Here is a 26,188-nt window from a genome sequence, read left to right as displayed (position 1 = left end):
CGGGCAGCGTGACCTGCACCCGACCAGCACCCGACCTGCACCAACCGCCGGGTGCCCAGGAACCCCCGGGCACCCAGAACCCGGCGCTTTAGAACGGCTCGAAGTCGTCGTACGCCTTCTCGATCTCGTCCCGCTCCGCCTGCCGGTCGCGGCGACGCGTGACGGCCGGACGGGGCGCCTCGAAGCGGTGGTCCTCGCCACGGCGGCCGAGCATCTCCGCCCCGGCCATGACGGTCGGCTCCCAGTCGAAGACGACCGCGTTCTCCTCGGGCCCGATGGCGACACCGTCACCGGAACGGGCCCCCGCCTTCATCAGCTCTTCCTCGACGCCCAGGCGGTTGAGGCGGTCGGCGAGGTAACCCACCGCCTCGTCGTTGCTGAAGTCGGTCTGACGGACCCAGCGCTCGGGCTTCTCGCCACGGACGCGGAAGAGACCGTCCTCCTCCTGGACGACCGTGAAGCCCGCGTCGTCGACGGCCTTCGGCCGGATGACGATCCGGGTCGCCTCCTCCTTCGGCTTGGCGGCCCGCGCGCTGCCGACGAGGTCGGCGAGGGCGAAGGACAGCTCCCTCAGCCCGATGTGGGCGACGGCGGACACCTCGAAGACCTGGTAGCCACGGGCCTGAAGGTCCGGGCGCACCATCTCGGCGAGGTCCTTGCCGTCGGGCACGTCGATCTTGTTGAGGACGACGATCCGGGGCCGGTTGCCGAGCCCGCCGTACTGCTTCAGCTCCTCCTCGATGATGTCGAGGTCGGAGACGGGATCGCGGTCCGATTCCAGCGTCGCCGTGTCGAGGACGTGGACGAGGACGCTGCAGCGCTCGACATGGCGGAGGAATTCGAGGCCCAGGCCCTTGCCCTGGCTGGCGCCGGGGATGAGCCCGGGGACGTCGGCGATCGTGTAGACCGTGTCACCCGCCGTGACCACGCCCAGGTTCGGGACGAGTGTCGTGAACGGATAGTCCGCGATCTTCGGCTTGGCGGCCGACAGGACCGAGATCAGCGAGGACTTGCCTGCGCTCGGGTAACCGACGAGCGCCACATCGGCGACCGTCTTCAGCTCCAGGACGATGTCACCCATGTCCCCCGGCACGCCGAGCAGCGCGAAGCCGGGCGCCTTGCGGCGGGCGGAGGCGAGGGCCGCGTTGCCGAGACCGCCCCGGCCGCCCTGCGCGGCGACGAAGGACGTGCCGTGACCGACGAGGTCGGCGAGGACGTTCCCGTGCTTGTCCAGCACGACCGTGCCGTCCGGCACGGGAAGGACGAGGTCCTGCCCGTCCTTGCCGGAGCGGTTGCCGCCCTCGCCGGGCTTGCCGTTGGTGGCCTTGCGGTGCGGGGAGTGGTGGTAGTCGAGGAGGGTCGTCACCGACTGGTCGACGGTGAGGATGACGTCGCCACCCCGGCCGCCGTTGCCGCCGTCGGGGCCGCCGAGCGGCTTGAACTTCTCACGGTGGACGGAGGCACAGCCGTGGCCTCCGTTACCCGCGGCGACATGCAGCTCGACGCGGTCCACGAAGGTGGTCATGGTGGGTGCCTCCAGATACGCGCTATGCGTGGTGTTCGGAAATGTCTTACCTGTAACACGTCAAAGGCGGACCCACTTCCCGTACGGAATCCCGTACGAGAAGTGAGGTCCGCCTCGACGAATCGCTCTACGGAAGCCTTGGCCGAAAGACCGGGCGAGTCAGCAGACTCAGGCGACCGGAACGATGTTCACGACCTTGCGCCCACGGGCGGTGCCGAACTCGACCGCACCGGCGTTCAGCGCGAACAGCGTGTCGTCCTTGCCGCGGCCGACACCCGAGCCCGGGTGGAAGTGCGTGCCGCGCTGGCGGACCAGGATCTCACCGGCGTTGACGACCTGACCGCCGAAGCGCTTCACGCCGAGCCGCTGAGCGTTGGAGTCGCGACCGTTCCGGGTGGACGATGCGCCCTTCTTGTGTGCCATCTCTCCTCAGTCCCTTACTTCGCAGCCGCGGGGATCTCAGTGACCTTGATCGCCGTGTACTGCTGGCGGTGGCCCTGACGACGGCGGTAGCCGGTCTTGTTCTTGTAGCGAAGGATGTCGATCTTGACGCCCTTGTGGTGGTCCACGACCTCGGCCTGGACCTTGATGCCGGCCAGCACCCAGGGGTCGCTGGTCACAGCGTCGCCGTCGACAACGAGCAGGGTCGAGAGCTCGACCGTGTCGCCAACCTGGGCAGTGGAAATCTTGTCAACCTCAACGATGTCGCCGACAGCAACCTTGTGCTGGCGGCCACCGCTGCGCACGATGGCGTACAAGCGGGTCTCACTCTCTCGCTCGGGAAACGGCACCCCCGCAGTCCAGCCGCCCGACATGCGAACGGCCTCTCCCACAGCGCCCGGCGCCCGGAAGGATGAGGTTTACGGGGATGTGACGCGTCTCTACCTACGGACACGCCGACAGTCAAGGTTACGGGGCTACGCCCGAAGGGGTCAAACCGAGCCCCTCGCGCACCACCCGGCCGCCCCTTGAAGATGAGGCCTACCGGATGCCCCCGCCCGGCGGTGTGACCACCCGGCAGGGGCATCAGTGGGAGCGGACCGTGGGCCCGCCCCGCTGGGCTCAGCTCTCGTCGGTCGAAGCCGTGACCGTGGCCGACGTCTGCTCGGCGGCGACCGTGGTCTTCTTCGTGGCCGCCTTCTTCGTCGTCGCCTTCTTGGCCGTGGCCTTCTTCGCGACCGTCTTCTTGGCCGCCGCCGTCTTCTTCGTGGCGGCCTTCTTCGCCGTCGCCTTCTTGGCCGTCTTCCGCGCCGCCGTCTTCTTGGCGGGCGCCTCGGACTCGGTCTCCTCGGCGGCCGGAGCGGCCTCCTCGACCGGCGCCTCGGCCGTGCCCTCGGCAGCAGCCGACGGCACCACGACCACAGCGTCCTCCGCGGGCGCGGTGGGCGCCGTCGCCTTGCGCACGGCACGCCGACGCGGACGCGCCGGAGCAGCGCTCTCGGCAGCGGCGGCCGCCTCGGGCTGCGCGGCCTGCTCGCTCACAGGCTCGGCGACCGGCTCGGCGGCCTTCTCGACCACGGGCTCGGTCGCGGGCTCCGCGACCGGCTCGGCCACCGTCACCACGGCCTCCTCGGCCGCCGCCCCGGCCGGCGCGCCCGCCGGAGCGGACACCTTCCGGGTCGCCCGACGACGCGTACGGCCCTTGGGCGCGGCCTCCTCCGTGCTCGGCACGGCGACCGGCGTCTCGACGACCGGGTCCTCCACCGCGACGGGCTCCGCCTCGGCGGCCTCCCGTGACTTCGGGGCACGGTCCTCGGAGACGGTGGTGGCCACGGCCTCGCGGGACTTCGGCGCACCCGAGGGCGCGGACGCCCGCCGGGTCGCACGGCGACGCGAACGGCCGCGCCCGACCGCCGCCTCGGCCTCGGCGACGCTGCTGTACAGCTCCTCGTCCGGCTCGAACTCCGCCACGGGCAGCGCCACCGGCTCGGCGACCTCGGCGGCCACCTCGGCCTCGACCAGCTCCGGCGTCTCCACCGGCTCGATGACCTCGGCCGCCACGTGCTCGTGGTCCAGCTCCGCACCGCCACGCCCGCGCTTACGGCGCTTGCCGCCACCGCCGGCGGCCGTCGGCTGATCCATGTGCACGATCACGCCACGCCCGTTGCAGTGGACACAGGTCTCGGAGAACGACTCCAGGAGGCCCTGCCCGACCCGCTTCCGGGTCATCTGGACCAGGCCCAGCGAGGTGACCTCGGCAACCTGGTGCTTCGTACGGTCGCGTCCCAGGCACTCGAGCAGGCGCCGCAGCACCAGGTCCCGGTTGGACTCCAGGACCATGTCGATGAAGTCGATGACGACGATGCCACCGAGGTCGCGCAGCCGCAGCTGGCGCACGATCTCCTCGGCCGCCTCCAGGTTGTTCCTGGTGACCGTCTCCTCCAGGTTGCCGCCCTGGCCGGTGAACTTACCGGTGTTGACGTCGACCACGATCATGGCCTCGGTCTTGTCGATCACCAGCGAACCACCGCTGGGCAGCCACACCTTGCGGTCCAGCGCCTTCATCAGCTGCTCGTCGATGCGGTACGTCGCGAAGACGTCGACCTCGGAGGTCCACTTCTGCAGGCGGTCGGCCAGGTCGGGCGCGACGTGCGAGACGTATCCGTGGATGGTCTCCCACGCTTCCTCGCCGCTGACGATGACCTTGGAGAAGTCCTCGTTGAAGATGTCGCGGACGACCCGGACGGTCATGTCCGGCTCGCCGTACAGCAACGACGGTGCGTTGGAGCTGCCGCCGCTCTTGGCCTTCTTCTGGATGTCCTCCCACTGCGCCTGCAGTCGCTCGACGTCACGGCGCAGCTCGTCCTCGCTCGCGCCCTCGGCGGCGGTGCGCACGATGACGCCCGCGTCCTCGGGGACGATCTTCTTGAGGATGGTCTTCAGCCGGGCCCGCTCGGTGTCGGGCAGCTTGCGGCTGATACCGGTCATCGACCCCTCGGGGACGTAGACCAGGTAGCGGCCGGGCAGGGAGACCTGGCTGGTCAGGCGCGCGCCCTTGTGCCCGATCGGGTCCTTGGTGACCTGGACGAGCACGGACTGGCCGGACTTGAGGGCCGACTCGATACGCCGCGGCCCGTTGGCCATGCCCAGCGCCTCGAAGTTGACCTCACCGGCGTACAGGACGGCGTTGCGCCCCTTGCCGATGTCGATGAAGGCTGCCTCCATCGACGGCAGCACGTTCTGCACCTTGCCGAGGTAGACGTTGCCGACGTACGAGGTCGCCTGCTCCTTGTTGACGTAGTGCTCGACGAGCACGTTGTCCTCGAGGACGCCGATCTGGGTGCGCTCGCCGCTCTGGCGGACGACCATGACGCGCTCGACGGCCTCGCGGCGGGCGAGGAACTCGGCCTCGGTGATGATCGGGACGCGACGACGCCCCTGCTCACGGCCTTCGCGACGGCGCTGCTTCTTGGCCTCCAGACGGGTCGAGCCCTTGATGGACTGCACCTCGTCGGAGAACTCGGTCTCCTTGGCGGCGCGCCGCTCACGCGGCTCACGGACCTTGACGACCGTGCGCTCGGGGTCGTCGGGCGTCGCTTCGGCCTCGGTGCCGGAGTCACCGGCACGACGACGACGGCGACGGCGCCGACGGCTGCTGCTGGAGCCGGCACCGGACTCCTCGCGCTCGTCGGCCTCGTCCTCGGCGTCCTCGTCCGCCTGCTCGGCGGTGTCCTCGGCGTCCTGCGCGGCCTGCTCGGCGGCGATCTCGTCGCCCTCGGAGGCGTCCTCGGCGGACTCGCCCCGGCGACGGCGGCGGCCACCCCGACGACGGCGACGCCGCGACCCGGTGGACTCCTCATCGCCGAACTCGTCACCCTCGGAGGTGTCCTCGGCGCCCTCTTCGGGCTCCTCGTTCTCCTCGGGCTCGTCGGCCACCACGGCGGCGGCCACGGGCTGCTCCGCTTCGGCGGGCTCCCCCCGGCGCCGACGGCGGCGGCGCGACCCGCCGGTGCTCTCCTCCTCGGCGAACCCGCCGAAGTCGGCGGTGGTCTCGGGGGTCTCCTCGACCTCCACGGTCTCGGCCTCCGCCTCGGCGGCGGCCTGCGCGGCGGCCCGCTCCGGCGTCTGGAACATCGGCTCGGTGAAGACCGGCGCCTGGAACACGGCCACAGCGGGCCGCGCCGGCCGCGCCGGTGTCTCGTCCGCGGCCGGCGCGGCGGGCTCCGAGAACCCGACGGCGGCCTTGCGCGCGGCCCGACGACGCGAACGCCGGGGCGCTGCGTCCTCGGCCTCGGCGGCCGGGGCGGCGGGCTCCTGGGCGACCTGGGCCGGCGCCGTCTCGGCTGCGGGCGCCTCGGCGACGGCCGCCTGCACGGTCTGGGGCGCGGTGGTCTCGGTGGCGACGGACTCGGCCACGTCGGCGGCCTCCCCCTCGGGCACCCCGGCGGGCGCGGTCACCCGACGCGTGGCCCGACGACGCGTACGACGCGGCGCGGCCTCCTCGGCCGCCTCCTCCACGGGCTCCTGAACTGCGGCGGGGGCAGCTTCCACGGCCTCCGCCGGAGCCTCCACGATCTCGGCGGCGGCCGGCTCAGCGACGGGTGCGGACACCCGGCGCGTGGCGCGACGGCGCGTACGCCCGGCGGGCGCGGCCTCCTCGACGGCGGCAGGCGCCTCGGCGGCGGCAGCGGCGGGTGCCTCGGCCGCGGCGGCGGTCTCGGGCGCGGCGGCGGTCTCGGGCGCGGCGGCGGTCTCGGGCGCGGCGGCGGCACTCTCCTCGGCGTCCTTGGGCGCGCCGGTGGGGGCGGACGCCCGGCGGGTCGCACGACGGCGTGTACGACCGGCGGGCGCGGCCTCCTCGACGGCGGCGGGCGCCTCGGCGGCGGCAGCGGCCGTCTCGGTGACGGCGGCGCTCTCCACGGAGGCGACCGGCGCCACGGTCTCGACGACCTCGACGACCTCGGCGTCCTTGGGCGCACCGGCGGGCGCGGAGGCCCGGCGGGTCGCACGACGGCGCGTACGACCGGCGGGCGCGGCCTCCTCGACGGCGGCGGGCGCCTCGGCGGCGGCAGCGGCGGTCTCGGCCTCGTCGGCTTCCTCGTCCACCTCGGCGTCCGGGACGACCTCAGCGGTCACAGCGGTCTCGTCCGGCACAGTCACCTCAGCCACCTCGGCGGTCTCATCGGCGGCCGCGAGGTCCTCGGACTCGGCGGCCGGTATGGCCGGCGCGGTGGTTTCCGCGGCCGCTTCGGACGCGGCGGACGGCGGTCCCGCCGGGCGGGACGCGGCACGGCGGCGACGGCGCGGCGGCAGGGTGTCGCTCGGCGTGTTGTTTTCGGAGCCCTGCGCGGGCTCTGCGGGTTCGATCTGTTCGGGCATGCGGGCGTTTCTCCCGTCAGGCTCCCGGGCGCCGCACCCGGTCCGGCATGGCCGGTGACGTCCGCGGCTCGCGTCGTGCGCGACTGCCGCCGTCCGGGGCGCGGGCGCCGCACGGGAGCTTTCTGTGTCCTGTCTCGCCGGTTCCGTACGCCATGTTGCGTACGGCCTGGCGAAAGTCTTGTGGTCGGTGCGCTGCCCGACCCAGGTGGCTCCCGGATACGAGGGCGGCGCTACGACGTCCGTCCCTACGCGGGGCCTACCGGCGCCGACGCCTTCGCGGCGGCAGCGGGTTCGGCCGTTGAGAGGGCCGGCGCTGCCTCGCGGTCGGGCGCGAGCGGGTCGGTCACCGTGCCGGTCTCTTCATCGAAAAGCCCCTGCGCCAGCCTGGTCACCGCTGCGGGGACCGGCGGCGCCAGGTCGGCCACGGCGCGGAGACCGGACAGGACGTCGTCGGGTCGTACGGCAGGCGTCACGTGCCGAACAACCAGCCGCAGTATCGCACAGGGCTGGTCCGTCGGCCTATCAGCCTGTGGACTGTGCGTCTCAGGATCGTCGAGGCTGTCGAGGCTGTCGAGGCTGTCGAGGTCGACGACGGCGGCACGGGCGTCGAAGGTCCGTATGCCGTTCTTGGTCCTGCGCTGGACCTCGACGAGGTCAGCCGCCTTGAAGGCCTCGACCGCACGCCCGGCGTCCACGGGTTCCACGCCGTCCAGGCGCAGCTCCCACACGGAGGCCGTGAGCCGGTCGGCGAGCCCGGAGGTCCGGGCCTCGACCGCGTCGATGATGTCGAGCCCGGTGGGCAGCGACTCGTCGAGCAGAATCCTGAGCTTCTCCGGGTCGCGCGCGTCGGTGAGCGCGATCTCCAGGTACTCCGCCTCACTGCCCGTGCCGGTGGGTGCGGCATTGGCGTACGACACCTTCGGATGCGGCGTGAACCCCGCCGAGTACGCCATCGGCACCTCGGCACGGCGCAACGCACGCTCGAAGGCGCGCTGGAAATCACGGTGGCTGGTGAACCGGAGGCGGCCGCGCTTGGTGTAGCGCAGTCGGATGCGCTGCACCGCGGGTGCGGGCGGCGGGCCTTCGGGCTGTCGCTTGCCCAGTGTCGTTCAGTCCTTCGTGAGTGCGGTCGTACTGCTACCAAGAGTACGTGTCTCGGCCGCCGTCGGTTCCCGCCGGGCGACCGGCTCCGGCTCCTGCGGCTGCCCGAAGAGCGCCCACCGCACACTGGCGCGGGCCTGGCGGACGGATGCGCGGGCGGTGGCCAGGGCCTGCCGGGTGGTACGGCCCACAGTGCGCGCGACCGCCGTGACCGGCTTCCACACGACATCCCGTACCAGGTGGCCGGCGGGCGTGAGGACGGTCCGGTACACCCAGCGCGTGGGCTCCACGAAGATCCACCGGAAGAGGTTCGCCAGGAACCGACCGACGGCGAGCGAGATCCGCCCGGCCACCCGCCACGCGTGCCCGAGGGCGTCCCAGAGCTCCCGGCCGACGACGGCGAGGGCCCGCCCGACCGGTGTGAGGACCCAGCGCCACACGGCCAGCGCGGGCAGGACGAGCAGGACGCGCAGCGTCCAGTAGATCCCGAGCCAGAGCCCGGTGAAGATCATCCGTACGAGCCGTACGGCACCCCGGGCCACCCAGGCGATCGCATGGCCCACGGGCGTCAGCACATACCGGTACACCCACACGGCGGGTACGACGAGGAGGTACCGCACCAGCCAGGCCACGGCCGTGAACAGCGCGACCGCGACGGCGGCGATCCCGGTCCCGATCCCCCTGGCCAGCCAGGCGATGCCACGCCCGAGCGGCGCCAGCGTCCACCGGTACAGCCACACGAGCGCGGCCCCGACGCCGGTCGCGACCCAGACGACGCCCGCCCAGACCCCGGCGGCGACCCAGACGATCCCGGCCCAGATCCCGGCAGCCGCCCAGGCGATCGCGTGGCCCACGGGCGTCAGCACATACCGGTACACCCACACGACCGGCGCGACCACCAGCCAGTACCCGAGCCACCCGAGCCCTGTGGCGACCGGCACGACGACGTACCGCCACAGCGCCACCCACGGCCAGACGAAGACGGCCCTGCCGACCCACAGCAACGCCCGCCCCACCGGCCGGAACACGGCATCCGTCAGGAACCGTCCGCCCACGACGAGCGCGTCCCACACCATCCGCACCGGCACGACCAGCACGAGTACGACGATCCGCACAGGAATCCGGATCGCGACAGTGAGACACCCCTCGGGCGTCTGCTGCTCGGGCGTCTGCTGCTCGGGCGTCCGCCGCGTCGACGGCTCAACGGGCTGCTGGGCGGGCCGCTTTTCCAGGTCCATGACGACGTAGACGCCTCAGCAGCCTGTCCGGATCCAGCCACACGTCTGCAAATTCCCGCCCCGTTCGCCCTCGTGCCCTCTGTCGCCGACCCTCGTCACTTTATGCACGGTGCCACGGCAAGTCGCAGCTGGGGGCGGGTGATCGAGGTCTGCGGTCCGTCGACCCGGCTGACGGCCTCCTACCGCTTGCGCCCGGAACTCCTCGCGGACTTGGCGGACTTGCCGGCCCGAGCGGCCTTGGGGCGGCGCACCACGGAGGACAGATCCCGGAGGGATCCGGCATGCGGTGCGGAGAACTCCCGGTTGATCTCGACCTGGCGGCGGATGCGCTCGGGCAGGTCCCGCATCGCCAGCAGTGTGTCGCACGCCCGGAGGGCGGCGGCATGGTCGCCGACCCAGTGGGCGGTGATGGAGAACTCGAACAGCAGACCCCACCGATAGACCCAGGGCCTGGTGAAGAGCAGGTCGTCCGGTGCGGGCCTGTCGACGACGTCGACGAGGAGGGCGTGCGCGGTGTGGTAGCGGCGTCGGAGACGCAGACGGGAGGCCAACTCGTAGCAGGCTTCGAGTCTTACGGGACGCGACTCCCAAGTCTGCGGGGCCGCCGTCAACGGGCACAGCGCCAACGCCGGGGAGCCCATCAAGTTCGACGGCATCACCACGATCGGCGAGGTCTGGGAAACCACCTGTGTCGCGGTCACCAGCACCAACCCGGCCACTCTGGACTGCAACGACGCCGCAGGGAATCCCAACCCCTGGACCCGGGTGACACTGCAGCCGACCGAGGGCGTCACCAACGGGCGGCACCTGACGGACGCACCGCCGTATCCGGCTCTCACCGTGTGAGGCAGCTGGAGCGGTGACACGCACAGAGCGGTAATACGCCACATGGGGTGTCCGAGGGAACCTGTCGTTCCCTCGGACACCCCATGGCGTCGCCCGTTCTCAGTGGCTGTGCCCGCTCCCCGCCGGCTGCTTGACCGCCAGCGGCAGCAGCTTCCTGCCGGTCGGGCCGATCTGGATGTGTGTGTCCATCTGGGGGCACACGCCACAGTCGAAGCACGGGGTCCAGCGGCAGTCCTCGACCTCGGTCTCGTCGAGGGCGTCCTGCCAGTCCTCCCAGAGCCAGTCCTTGTCCAAGCCCGAGTCGAGGTGGTCCCAGGGGAGGACCTCCTCGTAGGTGCGCTCACGGGTGGTGTACCAGTCGACGTCGACGCCGAAGTCGGGGAGGGTCTTGTCGGCGCAGGCCATCCAGCGGTCGTAGGAGAAGTACTCGCGCCAGCCGTCGAAGCGGCCGCCGTCCTCGTAGACGGCGCGGATCACGGCGCCGATACGGCGGTCACCGCGAGACAGGAGGCCTTCCACGATGCCCGGCTTGCCGTCGTGGTAGCGGAAGCCGATGGAGCGGCCGTACTTCTTGTCGCCGCGGATCTTGTCGCGGAGCTTTTCGAGGCGGGCGTCCGTCTCCTCCGCCGACAGCTGCGGGGCCCACTGGAACGGGGTGTGGGGCTTGGGGACGAAGCCGCCGATCGAGACCGTGCAGCGGATGTCGTTCGAGCCGGAGACCTCGCGGCCCTTCTGGATCACGCGGGTCGCCATGTCGGCGATCTGGAGGACGTCGTCGTCGGTCTCCGTCGGTAGGCCGCACATGAAGTACAGCTTCACCTGACGCCAGCCGTTGCCGTAGGCGGTGGAGACGGTCCGGATCAGGTCCTCCTCCGAGACCATCTTGTTGATGACCTTGCGCATGCGCTCGGAGCCGCCCTCGGGTGCGAAGGTCAGGCCCGAGCGCCGACCGTTGCGGGTCAGCTCGTTGGCGAGGTCGACGTTGAAGGCATCCACGCGGGTCGAGGGGAGGGACAGACCGATCTTGTCCTCCTCGTACCGGTCCGCCAGGCCCTTGGCGATGTCGCCGATCTCGCTGTGGTCGGCGGAGGAGAGGGACAGCAGGCCCACCTCCTCGAAGCCGGTCGCCTTGAGGCCCTTCTCGACCATCTCGCCGATGCCCGTGATGGAACGCTCACGGACCGGACGGGTGATCATGCCCGCCTGGCAGAAGCGGCAGCCGCGGGTGCAGCCGCGGAAGATCTCCACCGACATCCGCTCGTGGACCGTCTCGGCGAGCGGGACCAGCGGCTGCTTGGGGTACGGCCACTCGTCCAGGTCCATGACGGTGTGCTTGGACACACGCCACGGGACGCCCGACCGGTTCGGTACGACGCGGCCGATACGGCCGTCTGGGAGGTACTCGACGTCGTAGAACGCCGGGATGTACACCGAACCCGTCCTCGCGAGGCGGAACAGGACCTCCTCGCGGCCGCCGGGACGGCCCTCGGCCTTCCAGGCGCGGATGATCCCGGTCATGTCGAGCACGGCCTGCTCGCCGTCGCCGATGATCGCCGCGTCGATGAAGTCGGCGATCGGCTCGGGGTTGAAGGCCGCGTGACCGCCGGCCAGCACGATCGGGTCGTCGACCGTGCGGTCCTTGGACTCCAGGGGGATCCCGGCGAGGTCCAGAGCGGTCAGCATGTTCGTGTAGCCCAGCTCCGTGGAGAAGGACAGACCGAACACGTCGAAAGCGCGGACCGGGCGGTGGCTGTCCACCGTGAACTGCGGCACGCCGTTGTCGCGCATCAGCTGTTCGAGGTCGGGCCAGACGCTGTAGGTGCGCTCGGCGAGGACGCCCTCGCGCTCGTTCAGTACCTCATAGAGAATCATGACGCCCTGGTTGGGCAGACCGACCTCGTACGCGTCCGGGTACATGAGCGCCCAGCGGACGTCGCAGGACTCCCAGGGCTTGACGGTGGAGTTGAGCTCACCGCCCACGTACTGGATCGGCTTCTGCACATGCGGGAGCAGGGCCTCAAGCTGTGGGAAGACCGACTCGACAGACATCGCGGGGATTACCTTCGTGAGCTGACTGGGGGCACCCCCGGCCGGAGGCTGGGGGAGGGTGACCATCTAGCGTAACGCCCCGGGAGGCACCCCTCGCACGCCCCGTCACCAGCAGGCCGACCGGCAGACCGTCGTGCGCCCGGCCATCGGCGTCCGCCCACCGCCAGAACGGCTGTCAGAAGGGCACGTCCGCGCTGATCTTCGCCCAGGTCCCCGGCAGCGCCCCCTCCGCCAGCTCCGCCCGCCGCTCCTCCCTGCCGTACAGCAGCCCGTACGTGAAGGCGCTCTCCCCCGCCTGATGGGCTTGGAGGGCGATGCCGCGCAGGGCCTCGCGGGCCATCACGCTGTCCTGGTGGTCGCCGAGGAGGGTCTGCAGGGACTTCATGTCCTTGACGACGGCCTTGGTCGGCTTGCCGAGGAGGGGGCTTGCCGCCTCGGCCGCGTACCGGGTGCGCTTGGCCTTCTTGCGGGCCTCATGCATCGCGAGATCCCGGTCGGCGCCGGACGGCTGCGCCAGGGCCTCCTCGACCAGGGCCGCCACCTTGCCGAAGTCCTTCTTGACCGCCTCGGTGATCACCTTCTCGGGATCGCCCTCGGCGGCCTTGAGCAGCGGCGGGTCCTTGACCACGGCGTCGAGGGACTCCAGCAGCTCCAGATAGCGCTGCCCGTCCAGCGCTTCGATCAGCTCGGGCCCCGGGCCGGTACCGCCGTCCTTCCCCGCCCAGGTCCGCAACCGTGTACGGACCGGGCCCGTCACCAGGCTCTCGGGGAGATCGTCCAGCGCCCCGGTGAGCCGTTCCGTCAGGACCTCCTGGTCACGGTCGACGCCCAGCTCCCCCGCCAGCCACTTCAGCTCCTCGCCGATCGGGTCCGTGACGGCCCGGTCCAGGACCTTCCCGAACGACTTGAAGGTGCTGCGCAGCCGGCGCGTGGCGACCCGCATGCTGTGCACGGAGTCGAAGACATCCCGGCGGACGGCGGGATCGAGCTCGATGATCGCGTCACGCTGGACGCGGACGTAGGCGAGGACATGATCACCGGGAGTGACGGGCTCACTCGGTGCCTCGGCCGTCTCCCGCTTCTTGTCCCGCTTCTTGTCCCGCTTCTGGTCCTTCTTCTTGCCCTTCTTGGGTGCCGTCTCCTGAAGGGCCCTGGCCAGCTTCGACGGTGAGCCGGACGGCCGTACGCCCGCCTTGCGCAGCTTCTTGTCGACCTTGTCGAGGAAGGCCGGGTCGCCGTCGTCGGCGAGTTCCACCTCGATCTCGGACCACTGGGCCGTCCGGCCGTCCTCGGTGAGCCGTTGGGCGACCACGGCGTCCACACTGACCTCGGCGAGGAGGATGCCGTCCGCGTCGAGCAGATCGCTGACGTCACGGGTGGAGAGGAGGCGGACCAGCGGGACCAGCTCGGCCTCCCGGACCCGGGAACGCACGAGCCCCGCGAGCTCGCCGGGCAGCGTGTCGGAGAGCGGGGCGCGGATCTCGTCCCGTACGCCGGTGGAGACGGGGAGCTTCAGATGCCAGCCGGCGTCACTGCCTCCCGTGCGACGGCGCAGGGTGATGGAGGCGGCGGCGAGACGTTCGTCGGGGGTGTCGTAGTAGACGGCGTCCAGCTCCGCCACGCCCTTGTCGATGACGGTCGCGACGCCGGCCACACCGGTGAGGTCCGGCAGGCCGCTCTCGTCGGACTCGTACTTCCGCTCGATCTCACGCTTGGTGTCCGCCATAAAAGGAATCTAGTCCTACTTCAGCCTCCTGGGCAGCCCCCACTTGTTGAACGACCGACAACTACCGTTTCCCCGGAGGACACCCGGCACGTCCCCCTACGCGGACATGGGTCGTTCCACACGGATGGACTGCAACAACCCCACCGCCACCCACACCGCGAACATCGACGACCCGCCGTACGACACGAACGGCAGCGGCAGCCCCGCCACCGGCATGATCCCGAGGGTCATGCCGATGTTCTCGAAGGACTGGAAGGCGAGCCAGGCGATGATGCCGCCGGCGACGATCGTGCCGTACAGCTCGGTGGTCTCGCGGGCGATCCGGCAGGCCCGCCACAGGACGACACCGAGCAGCAGGATGATCAGCCCGGCGCCCACGAACCCCAACTCCTCACCCGCCACCGTGAAGACGAAGTCGGTCTGCTGCTCGGGCACGAACTGCCCGGTGGTCTGTGAGCCCTTGAACAGTCCGGTGCCGAGCAGCCCGCCGGAGCCGATGGCGATCCGGGCCTGGTTGGTGTTGTAGCCGACGCCGGCCGGGTCGAGCTCGGGGTTGGCGAAGGCCGCGAAGCGGTTGATCTGGTACTCGTCGAGCACCCCGAGCTGCCAGACGGCGATCGCGCCCATCGCCCCGGTGCCGATGAGGCCGAAGATCCACCGGTTGGACGCGCCGGAGGTGAGCAGGACGCCCAGCACGATGACCACCATGACCATGACCGACCCGAGGTCGGGCATGAGCAGCACGATCAGTATCGGGACAGTGGCCAGACCGAGGGCCTGGACGACCGTGCGATGGTCGGGGTGGAGCTTGTCTCCCGCGTCCACCCGGGCCGCCAGCAGCATCGCCATACCCAGGATGATCGTGACCTTCACGAACTCGGAGGGCTGCAGCGAGAATCCGCCGCCGACGACGATCCACGCGTGCGCGCCGTTGATGGTCGCGCCCATCGGGGTGAGCACCAGCAGGATCAGCAGCACCGAGATGCCGTACAGGATCGGGACCGCCGTGCGCAGGGTGCGATGGCCGAGCCAGACCGTGCCGATCATCAGGGCGAAGCCGATGCCGGTGTTGAGCAGGTGCCGGAAGAGGAAGTAGTACGGGTCGCCCTGGTTGAGCTCGGTGCGGTTGCGGGTCGCCGAGAAGACGAGGGCCGCACCGATCAGGGAGAGCGCGATGGCCGAGAACAGTATCGGCCAGTCGAGCCGCCGGGCGAGCGAGTCACGGGCGAACAGACGGGTCCAGCCGGAGCGTTCGGGCCCGTACCCGGAGACGGAGAAGCTGTTGCCGGTCATGGGGACGTCCTCCGCGTAGGCGCTCCGCTGAAAGCGCCGCGATACGCCGTCGATCGCCTGCGGCGCCGTCGTGGCTGGTCGCGCCACGCGGCGGAGCCGCCTGTCGATACAGCCCCGCGCCCCTTTGGGGCGCGGGCGCAGCCGGTACGCCTTCGCGCCGCCCGGTTGCCGTTACCCCCACGGGTGCTGACGATCGCCGCCAGCGGGTCCCCCGTCCCCCGTTCGAAAGACACCGGCTGGGCCTCTGGTCCCGCGGCCACCGTCTGTGCCTCCTCCTCGGTCTTCTTCGGCGGGTAGGACTCCAGCTTCGGCGCGTCGATCGAGCCGTCGGACTCGATCTTCGGCAGGCCCTTCTGCGGCGTGGACAGCAGCGCCTTCTTCTTGTCGATCTCGCCGTCCTCGGAGACGCCGTACAGCGCGTTGTAGAGCTTGCGCACCGCGGGCGCAGAGGCGCCGGAGCCCGTACCACCCTGGGAGATCGTCATGACGATCGTGTAGTCCTTGGTGTACGTGGCGAACCAGGAGGTCGTCTGCTTGCCGTAGACCTCGGCCGTACCCGTCTTGGCGTGCATCGGGATCTCGTCCTGCGGCCAGCCCTGGAAGCGCCAGGCGGCCGTACCACGGGTCGCGACTCCCTCAAGGGCGTCGTCCATCTTGGCCAGCGTGGTCTTGTCTATCGGCAGCTTGCCGTGCGACTTGGGCGCGATCTCCTGCACGTTCTTGCCGTCGGCGCTGATGATGGCCTTGCCGACGGTGGGGTCGTAGAGGGTGCCGCCGTTGGCGATGGCCCCGTAGATGGTGGCCATCTGGATGGGCGTGACGAGCGTGTCGCCCTGGCCGATGGAGTAGTTGACGGAGTCACCGGCGCGCATGCGGTTGCCTTCGAGGCAGTTCTCGTACGCGATCTGCTCGGCGTACGAGCCGCCCTTCTTGCCATACTTGCACCAGGCGTCCTTGTTGGCCTCCCAGTACTCCTGCTTCCACTGGCGGTCCGGGATGCGGCCGCTGACCTCGTTCGGCAGGTCGATGCCGGTCTCGGCGCCGAGGCCGAACTGGTGGGCGGTCTTGTAGAACCAGTCGTTGGCGCCCTTCTTGGGCTTGATGCCTCCGTCGCGCTTCCACTCCTCGTGCGAGAGGCGGTAGAAGACGGTGTCGCAGGAGACCTCCAGCGCCTTGCCGAGGCTGATCGCGCCGTAGCCCTTGGACTCGAAGTTCTTGAAGACCTGGCCGCCGATCGAGTACGAACTGGAGCACTCGTACGGGCCGTTGAAGGAGTAGCCCGCGTTCACCGCGGCGGCGGTCGGGACCACCTTGAAGATGGAGCCGGGGGCCGACTGGCCCTGGATCGCGCGGTTCAGCAGCGGGTAGTTGGACTTCTTGCCGGTGAGCTTGGCGTAGTCCTTGGCGGAGATGCCGCCGACCCAGGCGTTCGGGTCGTAGTCCGGGTTGGAGGCCATGGCGACGACGCGGCCGGTCTTGGCCTCCATCACGACGACGGCACCGGAGTCAGCCTTGTAGTGCGTGCCCGTGTTGCGGTCCACGATCTTGCGGGCTTCCTTCATCGCGTCGTTGAGCTCGTACTCGGCGATGCGCTGGACGCGGGCGTCGATGCTGGTGACGAGGTTGGAGCCGGGCTCGGCGGGGTCGGCCTCGGCCTCGCCGATGACTCGGCCGAGATTGTCGACCTCGTAGCGGGTGACGCCGGCCTTGCCGCGCAGCTCCTTGTCGTACTGGCGCTCCAGGCCGGAGCGGCCGACCTGGTCGGAGCGCAGATACGGCGAGTCGGTGTCCTGGGCCTTGGTGATCTCCTCGTCGGTGACCGGCGAGAGATAGCCGAGCACCTGCGCGGTGTTGGAGCCGCCGGGGCTGGCATAGCGGCGGACGGCCTGGGGCTCGGCGGTGATGCCGGGGAAGTCCTCGGAGCGTTCGCGGATCTGGAGGGCCTGCTTGGCGGTGGCCTCGTCGGTGATGGGGATCGGCTGGTACGGCGAGCCGTTCCAGCAGGGCTGGGGCGTCTTGGAGTCGCAGAGCCGGACCTTGTCCATGACGTCCTTGGGCGTCATGTCCAGGACTCCGGCGAGCTTGGTGAGGACGGCCTTGCCGTCGTCGTCCATCTTCAGCAGGTCGGTGCGGGAGGCGGAGACGACCAGCCGGGTCTCGTTGTCGGCGATCGGCACTCCGCGCGCGTCCAGGATCGAGCCGCGCACGGCGGGCTGCACGACCTGCTGGACGTGGTTCCCCGAGGCCTCCTTGGCGTACGCGTCGCCCTCGCGGATCTGGAGATACCAGAGGCGGCCGCCGAGGGTGCCGAGGAGGGAGAAGACGAGGATCTGGATGATGATGAGCCTGATCTGGACCCGTGGGGTCCGCCCGGTCTCCGGGATGTTGGTCACTGTCTCCCCCTCTCAGTGCGTGAACGGGTGGTGCGTGTGCGGCTGGTGCCTGTGCCGGTCGTGCGCGTGGTGCCGGTACATGGGGTACACCGCTCGGCCGTGATCGGTTCCCGCGCCCGGACCGGATGTCATCCGACGTGCCGTCACAGCCGCTTGACCCCCTTGATGCGCCCCGCCCGTGCCATCCGTGATCGCGCGGCCTTGAGGCGGAGCCCCCCGCGCTGGTTGCCGATGCGCAGGCCGGTGCCGGAGGAGAGCCAGCCGGAGGAGACGTCGGCCGCCTTGGCGGCGTTGTTGGTCTCGGCGAGCGGGTCGTTCTCGGCGCGCCGGGCGAGCGCCATGATGCCGGGGACCACGAAGGGCGCGAGCAGCAGGTCGTAGAGCGCGGCGGTGAACAGCAGGCTGGGCAGGCCGACCTGGCGGGCCGCGTCGTCACCGACGAGGGCGCCGACACCGGCGTAGAGGAGCGTCGAGCCGAGCGCGGCGACGACGACCACGGCCATCGGTCCGGTCGCCGACCTGAGCCGGCCGGTCTCGGGTTTGGCGAGCCCCGCGAGGTAGCCGATGACGCAGAGGACCAGGGCGTAGCGCCCGGCCGCGTGGTCGGCGGGCGGCGCGAGGTCGGACAGCAGCCCGGCGCCGAAGCCGATGAGGGCGCCGCCGACATGGCCGTAGACCAGGGCGAGGCCGAGCACGGTGAGGAGCACCAGGTCCGGTACGGCGCCCGGGAGATGGAGTCTGGCGAGGACGCTCACCTGGATCACCAGGGCGACGATCACCAGGGTGGTGGAGAGCAGCATCCGGTTGAAGCGCATGAAGGGTTCAGCTCCTACTGTCCTACGTCCTACTGCTCTTGGGACTGGCCGTCGGTGCCGTCGCCGGGTTCGTCCGCGCCCGGCGTGACCGTCACGGTCACGGTCGGCGTGGGGGTGGCCTTCGGCTTGGCCGGCAGGACGGTGTCGCGCGGGTCCTTGCGGGGCGGCTGGACGACGACGCCGACGATGTCGAGCTGGGTGAAGGCCACGAACGGCTTGACGTAGATCGTGCGGGTGAGGTCGCCGCCGGAGGGGTCGACGCGGGAGACGACACCGACCGGGACGCCGGGGACGAACGGCTTGTCGGCCTGCGAGCCGAAGGTGACGAGGCGGTCGCCCGCCTTCACCTTGGCCTTGCCGTTGAGGAGTTCGACGCGCAGCGGGCGGTCGCCCTGGCCGGAGGCGAAGCCGAGTTCGTCGGTGGCCTCCATGCGGGTGCCGACGGTGAAGTCGGGGTCGTTGGCGAGGAGCACGGTCGCGGTGCTCGGTCCGACGGTGGTGACGCGGCCCACGAGCCCGTCGCCGTTGAGGACGGTCATGTCGCGGGTGATGCCGTCGTCGGTGCCGATGTCGATGGTGACGGTCCAGGAGAAGCCCTGGGCCGCTCCTATGGCGATGACCTCGGCGCCCTTGATGCCGTACTGGCCGTTCGCGGCGGTCTTCAGCATCTTGTCGAGCTGGTCGACTCTGCTCTGGTTGCGGTCGTCGCTGCCGAGGGACGCCTTCAGCTCGGCGTTCTCCTTCTCCAGCGCGGCGAGGCGGTCGTGGCGGGAGCCGGAGTCGCGAACGGCGCTTATGGCGTTGCCGATCGGGTCGACGGCGGTCGACACCCCGTCCTCGATCGGGCCGAAGACGGTGGCGGCGGCACGGCGGGCACCGTCGACCGGCGAGTCCTCCCCGCCGCGGATGTCCACCGTGATCAGCGCGAACGCGACGGCGATCAGCAGCACCAGGAGCAGCCGGCTCTCTCGTGTGTCCCTCACGTGCGGCGGCCGTGCCTTCCTCATAGGAATTCGACAGGAATTGGGGAATTCGGGTAGCCCCTCGGAATCCCGGGCCGGGAACCGTAGGGGCGCTTTGCGGGAGCTTATGCCTCTATATCAACGATCCGCCGCACGAGAGGAGAACGTCCCGTACGGCGGAATCGACGTGTCATGTCATCTGCGGGGCTGTGCGTCGAGCACCTGCTGCAACGCCTCGAACTCCTCGACACACTTGCCGGAGCCGAGCGCCACGCTGTCCAGCGGGTCCTCGGCGATGTGGATCGGCATTCCGGTCTCGCGGCGCAGCCGCTCGTCGAGACCGCGCAGCAGGGCGCCGCCGCCGGTGAGGACGATGCCGCGGTCCATGATGTCGCCGGAGAGTTCCGGCGGGCACTTGTCGAGGGTCGTCTTGACGGCATCGACGATGGCGTTGACGGGTTCCTCGATCGCCTTCCGCACTTCGGCCGCGGAGATGACGACGGTCTTGGGCAGGCCGGACACCAGGTCCCGGCCGCGGATTTCGGTGTGCTCGTCAGCGTCGAGGTCGTACGCCGAACCGATCGTGATCTTGATCTGTTCGGCCGTCCGCTCACCGAGGAGGAGGCTGTACTCCTTCTTGATGTGCTGGATGATCGCGTTGTCCAACTCGTCGCCCGCGACGCGGATGGACTGGGCGGTGACGATGCCGCCGAGGGAGATGACCGCGACCTCCGTGGTGCCGCCGCCGATGTCCACCACCATGTTGCCCGTGGCCTCGTGGACCGGCAGGCCGGAGCCGATGGCCGCGGCCATGGGCTCCTCGATGATGTGCACCTGACGGGCGCCGGCCTGGGAGGACGCCTCGATGACGGCGCGACGCTCGACACCGGTGATGCCGGACGGCACACAGACGACGACCCGAGGACGGGCGAGATACCGCCGCTTGTGGATCTTCAGAATGAAGTAGCGGAGCATTCGCTCGGTGATCTCGAAGTCGGCGATGACACCGTCCTTCAGCGGACGTACGGCAACGATGTTGCCCGGTGTCCGCCCGATCATCTTCTTCGCCTCCGCGCCGACCGCGAGGATGCCACCGGTGTTGGTGTTGATCGCGACGACGGACGGCTCGTTCAGTACGATCCCGCGACCCCTGACGTACACCAGCGTGTTGGCGGTCCCGAGGTCGACAGCCATGTCACGGCCGATGAACGACATTGAGTTCCCCATCAGGATTCGTCTGGCCTTCCCAAGTGGAGCGCTGACGGCTTTTGAGAGCTTTTCAGGCTTTTCAGGTCGGCGAAGTGGGTGCTGTGACGTGAAGGCTTACATCGTAGTCTCGCCCGCACGAACACTGCGCGAGGGTCTTCGCCATTGTGGGCATGCGATGCGTCGCCTCGCCTGTGGAGACGATCCATCGGGGGTGCGCGTTCCCCCGATCGCCGCGCATATGCCGTTGTACGGCCGGTATTTCAGCGGGGTTGGCTGGTCAGCCGGGGTATAGGCCATGTGGGTGGTGGCCGAATGTTGGCCGAATGTTCCAGAAGAGTAAGCGCGGCGGGGGCGGGACGACTCACCGGCCCCCGCCGTCACGGACGTTGCTACGCGCGCCCGGGGAAGAAGATCTTCAGCTCGCGCTCGGCCGACTCCTCGGAGTCCGACGCGTGGATCAGGTTCTCGCGCACGATGACGCCGTAGTCACCGCGAATGGACCCCGGTGCGGCGGCGATCGGGTCGGTCGGACCGGCCAGCGCGCGCACCCCCTCGATGACACGCTCGCCCTCGACGATCAGCGCGACGACCGGACCGGAGGCCATGAACTCGACCAACGGCTCGTAGAAGGGCTTGCCCTGGTGCTCGCCGTAGTGCTGCTCCAGCGTCTCCTGGTTCAGTGTCCGCAGCTCCAGCGCGGTGATCTGCCAGCCGGCCTTCCGCTCGATACGGCTGATGATCTCGCCGGTCAGGCCACGCCGGACGGCGTCGGGCTTGAGCAGGACGAGGGTGCGCTGGCTCACGGTGGTGACTCCTTCATTTCACAAGGGTGCGGAGCTCAGAGGCTACAGGGCGAGTCCGACAGGGTGTTACGCAGCGTCAGGAAGCCCCGGCCTGGGGCTCGGCCTCAGGAGGCTCCGGCGCCGGCCTCGGTGGAGGCCTGCGCCGCGAAGCGGGCCTTCGCCTCGTCGATCTTCCGCCCGAAGTGGACCGAGGCCCACCACAGGGCGGCGAACATCGCACCCATGAAGAACATCGTCGGGATGAAGAACCCGGACGCGATCAGACCGATCTGGAGGGCCCAGCCGATCTGGACACCACCGGGCCGGGTGACGAGGCCGCACAGCACGACGCACAGGAACATGGCGATGCCGCTGACCGTCCAGATCGTGGTCATGGTCAGGTCGGGGTCCTTCATGGCGACCAGCCCGGCGAAGGCGATCACGAAGAACTCGCCGATCAGGGTCGAAGCACAGAGGGTACGCATGGTGGTGAGACTCAGCCCTTCCCCAGCAGCAGCCGGGCTTCGCCGACGGTGATGACGGAACCGGTGACGAGGACGCCGCCACCGGCGAACTCGCCCTCCTCCTCGGCGAGCGTGATCGCCGCCTCCAGGGCATCGGGCAGCCGTGGCTCGACCTGCACCCGCTCCTCGCCGAACACCTCGACCGCGATCCCGGCCAGCTCGTCGGCGTCCATCGCCCGGTGGCTGGAATTCTGCGTGATCACGATCTCGGCGAAGATCGGCTCGAAGGCCTCCAACAGCCCCCGTACGTTCTTGTCGCCGCTGGCCCCGACCACCCCGATCAGCCGGCTGAAGTCGAACGCCTCTCCGACGGCCTCGGCGGTGGCCCGCGCGCCCGCCGGGTTGTGGGCGGCGTCCAGCACGACGGTCGGGGACCGCCGTACGACCTCCAGCCGTCCCGGCGACGAGACCGCCGCGAAGGCCTTGCGGACGGTGTCCACGTCGAGCGGCTCCGGGCGCTGCGAGCCGACACCGAAGAACGCCTCGACCGCCGCGAGGGCGACGGCCGCGTTGTGCGCCTGGTACGGGCCGTGCAGCGGGAGATACACCTCGGGGTACTCGCCGCCGAGGCCGCGCAGGGTGAGCATCTGCCCGCCGACGGCGACCTGCCGCGAGACGACGCCGAACTCCAGGCCCTCCCGGGCCACCGTCGCGTCGACCTCCACGGCCTTCTTCAGCATCACCTGCGCCGCGTCCACCGGCTGCTGCGCCAGGATCACGGTCGCGTCCTGCTTGACGATCCCGGCCTTCTCCACGGCGATCTCGGCGGGCGTCTCGCCGAGCCGGTCGGTGTGGTCGAGGTCGATGGGGGTGACGACGGCGACGTCCCCGTCGATGACGTTCGTGGCGTCCCAGGTGCCGCCCATGCCGACCTCGACGACGGCCACGTCGACGGGGGCGTCCGCGAAGGCGGCGTACGCCATTCCGGTCAGCACCTCGAAGAAGGAGAGCCGGTACTCCTGAGCTGCGTCCACCATCTCGATGTACGGCTTGATGTCCTCGTACGTCTCGATGAACCGCTCGGCGGAGATCGGTGCGCCGTCGAGGCTGATGCGCTCGGTGATCGACTGGACGTGCGGGGAGGTGTACCGGCCGGTGCGCAGCTCGAAGGCGCCGAGGAGGGCCTCGATCATACGGGCGGTGGAGGTCTTGCCGTTGGTGCCGGTGATGTGGATCGAGGGGTACGACCGCTGCGGGTCGCCCAGGACGTCCATCAGCGCGGCGATCCGCGTCACCGAGGGTTCCAGCTTGGTCTCGCCCCAGCGGGTCGCCAGTTCCGTCTCGACCTCGCGCAGCGCCTTGTCGAGGGCCGGGTCGGCGGGCCGCGTCGGTACGTCGGTCTGCGGCATACCGCCCTGGGCACGCAGGGTACGGCTGCCGGCCTCGATCACCGCGAGGTCCGGGTCACGGTCCGTCTCGGCGGAGATGATCTCCTCGAAGGGGTCGACTGCGTCGGGCTGCTGACTGCTGTCGTGCGGGCGCTCACTCACGGGGTCAGTCTACGGGTGGGGCTCCGCCGAGCTGGGGCGCCTTATCGCTCGGGAGCGCGGGTTGTGTGGCGGCTGCGGCTGCGTTGTGGTTGCTCGCGCAGTTCCCCGCGCCCCTGAAAGGGCTTCGCCCTTTCGGCGCCCGCCCACCCGTAAGCGCCGGGCCGCGCGGCCTCCCCGGCCGGTCGAAGGCCCCGGTGCCCGAGAAGCACCGGGGCCTTCACCCACGTACAGCCCGGAGAGCTACGCCTTCGGCAAACTCTCCAGTTGCGCGGCGATCCGTGCGATGTCCTCGTCCGCCTTGGCGAGGCGGCCGCGGATCTTCTCCACGACCTGGTCCGGGGCCTTCGCGAGGAACGCCTCGTTGCCGAGCTTGGCCGTGGCCTGGGCCTTGTCCTTCTCGGCCGCCGCGAGGTCCTTCGCGAGGCGCTTGCGCTCGGCGGCGACGTCGATGACGCCGGAGAGGTCGAGGGCGACCTCGGCGCCCGCCACCGGCAGGGTCGCGGTGGCCGAGAAACCCTCGCCCTCGGGCTGCAGGCGGAGGAGCTGACGGATCGCGGCCTCGTGCGGGGCCAGGGCCGTACCGTCGAGCGTCAGGCGGGCGGGGACGCGCTGGCCGGGCTGGAGGCCCTGGTCGGCACGGAACCGGCGGACCTCGGTGACGACCCGCTGGACCAGCTCGATCTCACGCTCGGCGGCGTCGTCGCGGAAGCCACTGTCCTTCGGCCAGTCGGCGATGACGAGCGACTCGCCGCCGGTCAGCGTCGTCCACAGGGTGTCCGTGACGAACGGGATGACCGGGTGCAGCAGCCGCAGCGTGACGTCCAGGACCTCACCCAGGACGCGCCGGCTGACCTCGGCCGGCTCGCCGCCCGCCTGGAACGTCGTCTTGGACAGCTCGACATACCAGTCGAAGACCTCGTCCCACGCGAAGTGGTACAGCGCCTCGCTGAGCTTCGCGAACTGGAAGTCCTCGTAGTACACGTCGACCTGTTCGACCGTCTCGCCCAGGCGGGCGAGGATCCAGCGGTCGGTCGCCGAGAGCTTCGAGGCCTCCGGCAGCGGGCCCTGGACCGTCGCGCCGTTCATCAGCGCGAAGCGGGTGGCGTTCCAGATCTTGTTGGCGAAGTTGCGGGAGGCCTGGACCCAGTCCTCGCCGATCGGGACGTCGGTGCCCGGGTTGGCGCCGCGCGCGAGGGTGAAGCGGAGCGCGTCGGAGCCGTACTTGTCCATCCAGTCGAGCGGGTCCACGACGTTGCCGAAGGACTTCGACATCTTCTTGCCGCGCTCGTCGCGGACCAGACCGGTCAGCGCGATCGTCTTGAAGGGGACCTCGCCGTCCATCGCGTACAGGCCGAACATCATCATCCGGGCGACCCAGAAGAAGATGATGTCGTGACCGGTGAGCAGGACGTCGGTCGAGTAGAACTTCCGCAGGTCCTCGGTCTGTTCGGGCCAGCCGAGCGTGGAGAACGGCCACAGGCCGGAGGAGAACCAGGTGTCCAGGACGTCGGTGTCCTGGGTCCAGCCCTCGGCCTCCGTGCCGGGCGGCTCCTCGTCCGGGCCGACGCAGACCGTCTCGCCGTTCGGGCCGTACCAGACCGGGATGCGGTGGCCCCACCACAGCTGGCGCGAGATGCACCAGTCGTACATGTTGTCGACCCAGTCGAAGTAGCGCTTCGACATGTCCTCGGGGTGGATCTTGACCCGGCCGTCGCGGACGGCGTCACCGGCCGCCTTGGCCAGGGGCGCGACCTTGACCCACCACTGCATCGACAGCCGCGGCTCGACGGTGGTCTTGCAGCGCGAGCAGTGACCGACGGAGTGGGTGTACGGCCGCTTCTCGGCGACGATCCTGCCCTGCGAGCGCAGCGCGCCGACGACGGCCGAGCGGGCCTCGAACCGGTCCTGGCCGAGGAACGGGCCGTGGACGGTGATGACGCCGTGCTCATCCATGATCGTCATGGCGGGCAGGCCGTGGCGCTGGCCGATCGCGAAGTCGTTCGGGTCGTGGGCCGGGGTGACCTTGACCGCGCCGGTGCCGAACTCCGGGTCGACGTGGGTGTCGGCGACGACCGGGATGGTGCGGTCGGTGAGCGGGAGCTTGATGTGCTTGCCGACGAGGTGCTTGTAGCGCTCGTCGTCCGGGTGGACGGCGACGGCCGTGTCACCGAGCATCGTCTCGGCACGCGTGGTGGCGACGACGAGGGAGTCGTCCCCCTCTCCGTACCGGATGGAGACCAGCTCGCCGGCGTCCTCCTGGTGTTCGACCTCGATGTCCGAGATGGCCGTCAGACACCGCGGACACCAGTTGATGATGCGCTCGGCGCGGTAGATCAGCTCGTCGTCGTAGAGCCGCTTGAAGATGGTCTGGACGGCCTTGGACAGCCCTTCGTCCATGGTGAACCGCTCGCGGTTCCAGTCGACTCCGTCTCCCAGCCGGCGCATCTGGCCGAGGATCTTGCCGCCGTACTCCTCCTTCCACCGCCAGACACGCTCGACGAACTCCTCGCGCCCCAAGTCGTGGCGGGACTTGCCCTCTTCGGCGAGCTGCTGCTCGACCTTGTTCTGGGTGGCGATGCCGGCGTGGTCCATGCCGGGGAGCCAGAGGGCCTCATAACCCTGCATGCGCTTACGGCGCGTGAGGGCGTCCATGAGGGTGTGCTGGAAGGCGTGCCCGAGGTGCAGGCTGCCGGTGACGTTCGGCGGCGGGATGACGATGGTGTACGCGGGCTTGTCGCTCTTGGCGTCGGCCGCGAAGTAACCCTTCTCCACCCAGCGCTCGTACAGCGTCCCCTCTACATCGGCCGGCGCGTACTGGGTCGGCAGATCGGTGGCGGGCGCTGGAGGCTGCTGCTGAGCGTTCTCGGTCACCCGCTCAGTTTAGGGGTGTCACGGGGTGGTCCCGAAACTCGATTC

Annotated in this window: 18 protein-coding genes; all 18 read right to left on the bottom strand. The window is 70.1% G+C overall.

Features of this window, described 5'->3' with window-relative positions:
• Positions 1-88: 88 nt before the first annotated feature.
• Positions 89-1,525: a GTPase ObgE gene (gene obgE, locus JIX56_RS31190; protein ID WP_257545416.1), complete on the bottom strand. Its 1,437-nt coding sequence runs from the start codon at positions 1,523-1,525 to the stop codon at positions 89-91.
• 168 nt (positions 1,526-1,693) lie between these two features.
• Positions 1,694-1,948, bottom strand: coding sequence for a 50S ribosomal protein L27 (rpmA, locus tag JIX56_RS31185; RefSeq protein WP_257545414.1), 255 nt, complete (start codon positions 1,946-1,948; stop codon positions 1,694-1,696).
• 14 nt (positions 1,949-1,962) lie between these two features.
• Positions 1,963-2,283, bottom strand: a complete 321-nt coding sequence (rplU, locus tag JIX56_RS31180; protein WP_067245664.1) for a 50S ribosomal protein L21 — start codon at positions 2,281-2,283, stop codon at positions 1,963-1,965.
• Positions 2,284-2,587: 304 nt separating this feature from the next.
• A complete protein-coding gene (locus JIX56_RS31175; RefSeq protein WP_257545413.1) occupies positions 2,588-6,844 on the bottom strand; it encodes an Rne/Rng family ribonuclease in 4,257 nt (1,418 codons plus the stop codon).
• Positions 6,845-7,089: 245 nt separating this feature from the next.
• Positions 7,090-7,905: a TIGR03936 family radical SAM-associated protein gene (locus JIX56_RS31170; protein ID WP_257545411.1), complete on the bottom strand. Its 816-nt coding sequence runs from the start codon at positions 7,903-7,905 to the stop codon at positions 7,090-7,092.
• A gap of 48 nt (positions 7,906-7,953) precedes the next feature.
• On the bottom strand, positions 7,954-9,183 hold the full coding sequence (locus JIX56_RS31165; RefSeq protein ID WP_257545409.1) for a hypothetical protein: 1,230 nt from the start codon (positions 9,181-9,183) through the stop codon (positions 7,954-7,956).
• Positions 9,184-9,362: 179 nt separating this feature from the next.
• Positions 9,363-9,884, bottom strand: coding sequence for a hypothetical protein (locus tag JIX56_RS31160; protein WP_257545407.1), 522 nt, complete (start codon positions 9,882-9,884; stop codon positions 9,363-9,365).
• A 244-nt stretch (positions 9,885-10,128) separates the two neighbouring features.
• Positions 10,129-12,078, bottom strand: a complete 1,950-nt coding sequence (locus tag JIX56_RS31155) for a TIGR03960 family B12-binding radical SAM protein (protein WP_257545405.1) — start codon at positions 12,076-12,078, stop codon at positions 10,129-10,131.
• A 175-nt stretch (positions 12,079-12,253) separates the two neighbouring features.
• Complete coding sequence (locus JIX56_RS31150; RefSeq protein ID WP_257545403.1) at positions 12,254-13,804, bottom strand: CYTH and CHAD domain-containing protein; 1,551 nt, start codon at positions 13,802-13,804, stop codon at positions 12,254-12,256.
• Positions 13,805-13,900: 96 nt separating this feature from the next.
• Complete coding sequence (gene rodA / locus JIX56_RS31145) at positions 13,901-15,097, bottom strand: rod shape-determining protein RodA (RefSeq protein WP_257545401.1); 1,197 nt, start codon at positions 15,095-15,097, stop codon at positions 13,901-13,903.
• A complete protein-coding gene (gene mrdA / locus JIX56_RS31140) occupies positions 15,094-17,490 on the bottom strand; it encodes a penicillin-binding protein 2 (RefSeq protein WP_257545399.1) in 2,397 nt (798 codons plus the stop codon). The genes rodA and mrdA overlap by 4 nt, the downstream gene beginning before the upstream one ends.
• A gap of 143 nt (positions 17,491-17,633) precedes the next feature.
• The gene (mreD, locus tag JIX56_RS31135; protein WP_257545397.1) at positions 17,634-18,305 is read right to left on the bottom strand and encodes a rod shape-determining protein MreD; all 672 of its coding nucleotides are present in this window, start codon (positions 18,303-18,305) and stop codon (positions 17,634-17,636) included.
• A gap of 29 nt (positions 18,306-18,334) precedes the next feature.
• Positions 18,335-19,288, bottom strand: a complete 954-nt coding sequence (mreC, locus tag JIX56_RS31130) for a rod shape-determining protein MreC (RefSeq protein ID WP_257545395.1) — start codon at positions 19,286-19,288, stop codon at positions 18,335-18,337.
• A gap of 174 nt (positions 19,289-19,462) precedes the next feature.
• The gene (locus JIX56_RS31125; RefSeq protein WP_004931372.1) at positions 19,463-20,482 is read right to left on the bottom strand and encodes a rod shape-determining protein; all 1,020 of its coding nucleotides are present in this window, start codon (positions 20,480-20,482) and stop codon (positions 19,463-19,465) included.
• Between the two features lie 383 nt (positions 20,483-20,865).
• Complete coding sequence (gene ndk, locus JIX56_RS31120; RefSeq protein WP_257545393.1) at positions 20,866-21,279, bottom strand: nucleoside-diphosphate kinase; 414 nt, start codon at positions 21,277-21,279, stop codon at positions 20,866-20,868.
• A gap of 104 nt (positions 21,280-21,383) precedes the next feature.
• Positions 21,384-21,743: a DUF4233 domain-containing protein gene (locus JIX56_RS31115; protein WP_257545391.1), complete on the bottom strand. Its 360-nt coding sequence runs from the start codon at positions 21,741-21,743 to the stop codon at positions 21,384-21,386.
• 11 nt (positions 21,744-21,754) lie between these two features.
• Positions 21,755-23,272 carry a bifunctional tetrahydrofolate synthase/dihydrofolate synthase gene (gene folC / locus JIX56_RS31110; RefSeq protein WP_257545390.1) on the bottom strand — a complete coding sequence of 506 codons (1,518 nt, stop codon included), beginning with the start codon at positions 23,270-23,272 and terminating at the stop codon, positions 21,755-21,757.
• A 240-nt stretch (positions 23,273-23,512) separates the two neighbouring features.
• The gene (locus tag JIX56_RS31105; RefSeq protein WP_257545388.1) at positions 23,513-26,143 is read right to left on the bottom strand and encodes a valine--tRNA ligase; all 2,631 of its coding nucleotides are present in this window, start codon (positions 26,141-26,143) and stop codon (positions 23,513-23,515) included.
• Between the last annotated feature and the right edge of the window lie 45 nt (positions 26,144-26,188).

Source organism: Streptomyces sp. CA-210063, from assembly GCF_024612015.1.
Classification (GTDB): domain Bacteria; phylum Actinomycetota; class Actinomycetes; order Streptomycetales; family Streptomycetaceae; genus Streptomyces.
The sequence above is the reverse complement of the archived record's forward strand: the minus strand, read 5'-3'. Positions and strand labels throughout refer to the sequence as shown.

Bases quoted from the DNA above. Each gene is read 5' to 3' on its own strand.
- obgE (WP_257545416.1), bottom strand. From the start codon at position 1,525: ATGACCACCTTCGTGGACCGCGTCGAGCTGCATGTCGCCGCGGGTAAC.
- rpmA (WP_257545414.1), bottom strand. From the start codon at position 1,948: ATGGCACACAAGAAGGGCGCATCGTCCACCCGGAACGGTCGCGACTCC.
- JIX56_RS31175 (WP_257545413.1), bottom strand. From the start codon at position 6,844: ATGCCCGAACAGATCGAACCCGCAGAGCCCGCGCAGGGCTCCGAAAAC.
- JIX56_RS31165 (WP_257545409.1), bottom strand. From the start codon at position 9,183: ATGGACCTGGAAAAGCGGCCCGCCCAGCAGCCCGTTGAGCCGTCGACG.
- JIX56_RS31155 (WP_257545405.1), bottom strand. From the start codon at position 12,078: ATGTCTGTCGAGTCGGTCTTCCCACAGCTTGAGGCCCTGCTCCCGCAT.
- JIX56_RS31150 (WP_257545403.1), bottom strand. From the start codon at position 13,804: ATGGCGGACACCAAGCGTGAGATCGAGCGGAAGTACGAGTCCGACGAG.
- rodA (WP_257545401.1), bottom strand. From the start codon at position 15,097: ATGACCGGCAACAGCTTCTCCGTCTCCGGGTACGGGCCCGAACGCTCC.
- mreD (WP_257545397.1), bottom strand. From the start codon at position 18,305: ATGCGCTTCAACCGGATGCTGCTCTCCACCACCCTGGTGATCGTCGCC.
- JIX56_RS31125 (WP_004931372.1), bottom strand. From the start codon at position 20,482: ATGTCGTTCATCGGCCGTGACATGGCTGTCGACCTCGGGACCGCCAAC.
- JIX56_RS31115 (WP_257545391.1), bottom strand. From the start codon at position 21,743: ATGCGTACCCTCTGTGCTTCGACCCTGATCGGCGAGTTCTTCGTGATC.